The 3,132-nt window shown below is 67.2% G+C and carries 3 protein-coding genes; 1 reads left to right on the forward strand and 2 read right to left on the reverse strand.

Annotated elements, in window-relative coordinates:
• Together EB084_22455 and EB084_22460 are read right to left on the reverse strand one after the other, a co-directional pair.
• Window positions 1–823, reverse strand: an 823-nt coding sequence (locus EB084_22455; GenBank protein NDD31026.1) for a hypothetical protein, incomplete at its 3' end; no start/stop codon positions are given.
• 101 nt (window positions 824–924) lie between these two features.
• Window positions 925–1,578 (reverse strand): pentapeptide repeat-containing protein, encoded by a 654-nt coding sequence (locus EB084_22460; GenBank protein NDD31027.1) that lies wholly within the window; start codon window positions 1,576–1,578, stop codon window positions 925–927.
• A gap of 361 nt (window positions 1,579–1,939) precedes the next feature.
• Between EB084_22460 and EB084_22465 the strand changes: the two genes are divergently transcribed.
• Window positions 1,940–3,132: hypothetical protein (locus EB084_22465; GenBank protein ID NDD31028.1), on the forward strand; the 1,193-nt coding region annotated here is incomplete at its 3' end.

The following is a 3,132-nucleotide window of genomic DNA, read 5'->3' on the forward strand; positions in this document are numbered from 1 at the left end:
TGGCCGGCGCCAGGTCATCGAGCTCGAGGACGAGACGCACAGCATCGCTCTCGAACGCGTCGCCGTGCAAGGCGAGCGCCAGAAGCCCGGCTTCCTCGTGACGGGGCTGTCGCTCAGAGCCATAGCTCTTCCACCGGCCGTCTGCCCAGTGCTGCGGGGCGGCATCGCGGCTGAGCCGGAGGAAGAGACGCGGACCGGGGCCTTCGAGCAGCGAGCGACCCTCGGCCTCGGCCGCGCGCTCTGGGTAGAGCACCCACTCGCGCGTCTCGATGTTGGTGAGCAGCACGAACCCGCTGTGCACCCGCAGATCATCGAACTCATTGCGCCGGCCCTCCACCGTGAGCGTGTCACGGGTCGAGCGCCCCGCCAGCGACTGGGCCGATCGCCCCATGAACCATGTGCTCAGATCGAAGAGAGTGAACAGGCTGCTCTGCGATTTCGTGTTCACCCGCTCAGACTCGGGCACGGGGTTCAGCACCGCGTCGCGCGCCGCCGCGTAGGCCTGTTCGAGCACGGGCGACTCCGGCGCCTCGAGGCGGCTGAGCACTGCCAGGTGGAACAAGGGCGGCAAAGGCCCCAGCGCGGGCTCGGACGCCGCGTCGCGCAGATGCCCCTCGATCTCGCGCAGCGGGGGGTCGGGCAGGCGCATGAGCAGATGGGCCAGGCGATAGCGGCAGAGACGTCGCCAGACGCTCGTCGGCGGCGCCATCGACAGCGCGCGCCGCGCGATCTCGATGGCACCGTCGGGGGTCTCGCAGACCATCTTCTTGTTCCATAAAAGCCCGAGCAGGTGCCGGACCTCATCGACCCGCGATCTCGCCATTCACGCCTCCTGTGCGCTGAATCGTGTGTGCTTCTCGAGCTCAGCATACAGCAAGGGGTGCGCCACATGATGTCGCCCGCGCGGGGGGCCTCACGAAGACGTCAGGGCAGATTGCCCTTGGCACCCGTAAGGTCAGCGCCCACGGCGGTGGCGCCATCGACGATGGTCAGCGTGAAGTCGGTGTTGCGCAGGTTCGCGTTGTCAAAGATGGCGCTGGTGCAGTCAGAGCCGACGAACTGCGATCCCTGGCAGTTGGCGCCCGTGAAGTTGCACCCGCGGAGATCCGAGCTCACCAGCTGGCAGCTCTGGAGATGCATGCCCTGGAAGGAGAGGCCGTGCGCGTCGATCGACACGAGCTGGCAGGCCGTGAAGGAAGCCGATGTGAAGCCCACGAGCCCGAAACCGACGAGGCTGAGCGAAGGCATCTGACAGGCGTCAAAGACCGCTCCCGTGAGATCGACCCCCGTGAGGTTGCACGACACGAGCTGGCAGCTCGTGAGGCGCGCGTTGCGGAACGAGACGCCCGTGAGATCGGAGCCCGCAAACGTCACGCTGGTGAAGGTCGCCCCCGTGAAGTCAATGCCCCTGAGATTCGTGTTCGACAGGTCCTTGGCCGTCAGGGTGACGCCAGGGCCGAGCCCCGCTGGCGCGGGAGACAGAGGCGGCGTTGGCGTGGGCGTGGGCGTGGGAGACGCAGTGGTCGTCGGCGACGCGGCTGGTGTGGGGGACGGCGCGGGAGGCTGCGGATGTCTCACCTGCGCACCGTTGATGCAACCCGTGAGCATCACGGTCATCACCAGAATGGGAAGAGCAGATCTGAGGAACATCGACATCCGGAACCTCGCACAAAGGTAGAGTGATCTCGGTGCACGCATCGCAACCGAGGCGAGCACCGCACTCCACATTGCCAGACGCACAGGCGCCAGACCATTCCCCAAAGGAAGAAGATCCCGACAAGGCGTCGCTCCCCGATGACGTCGTGCCGTAGGCAAGGCCGTCGACCCGCCCCGCGAAAAGGGCTGTGGAACCGAGACGCGAACCGAACTCAGGAACATGCATCTGAGGAGCGTCTCTGTTCACGTGTCGAGATCATCGAGCCACCCCCCCTCACGCCCCATGCGCGACCCTACACGCAGCGCACCGTCGCTCGCTCGGCGCTTCAAGTCTGTGTGCGGGCTGCTCGCCCTGATCGCCCTGCTGGGCGGGTGCAGCTCCGGAGGCGGCACGAGCACGTCCGCGTCTGCGCAGACCAGCGCGAGCACCCGCCTGGTCGCGCTCACCGTGACGCCCATCAACGGCACTGTGACCGTGCACACGCCCCTGCAGATGAAGGCCGCGGGAACCTTCACCGACAGCACCACGCAAGATCTGTCGAGTCTCGTCACCTGGAGCAGCTCGTCGCCCGCAGTCACGATCAGTGCCAGCGGCGTCGCCACGGGCGCGCACCAGGGAACCGCCACGGTGACCGCCACGCTGGGCGACGTGAGCGGGTCGACCGCGCTGGCCGTCGGCCCTCCCCCCGCGTTCAGCGGCAGCTGGATCGAGCGCGGTCCGAAGCCCATGTACACGGCGAACCAGCTGGCTGGCAACGTGAGCGACCGTCTCACGGCAGCGCTGCCCATGGGGCTCACCACGCGGCTCATCGGCACGGCCAGCGGCGGCGTCTGGAGAACCACCGACAGCGGCGCGACCTGGCGCAAGCTGTTCGACGTGAACACCGGCAGCACGCTGGGTGGCGGCAAGGACATCAACCTGGTGGTGCAGTCCGGCTACAACCAGGCCATCTCCGTCGACCTCTACACGTCGATCACCATCTACATCGCGGGCATTGAGATGTGCCGGGTCGACGGCATCAACATCCCCAACGCGTCCTACACCAGCGCCACACGACTCACCGAGGGCTTCTGGGATGCCTTCGGCACCATCACCGGCGGGCTGGCCGGCTCTCCGCATCCCGATCATCATGCCCTCGTCTTCGACGCGAGCGCAAACCTGCTGCGCTGCAGCGACGGGGGGCTCTACAGCCTCCCCAACGCCTCGGTCGTGGGGAACTTCCCCAGCGCGGTGTGGACGGACCTGAACGGCAGCGACACCACGGGCTTCCACAACCTCGCCTGCCTGCAGATGGACGGCATCTCGCTCGACCCGACCAACACCTTCGCCTGGGCCGGATTCCAAGACAACGGGAACGGCTTCTCGAACGGCTCGCTGCGCTGGGTGATGCCCTCGTCCGGCGATGGCGGCATCCCCCTCATCGAACCCACCGATCCGAACCGGCAGTGGCTGGTGTACAACGCCCAGCCTCCCCT

The sequence above is a fragment of the Pseudomonadota bacterium genome (assembly GCA_010028905.1).
In the GTDB taxonomy this organism is placed as follows: Bacteria; Vulcanimicrobiota; Xenobia; order RGZZ01; family RGZZ01; genus RGZZ01.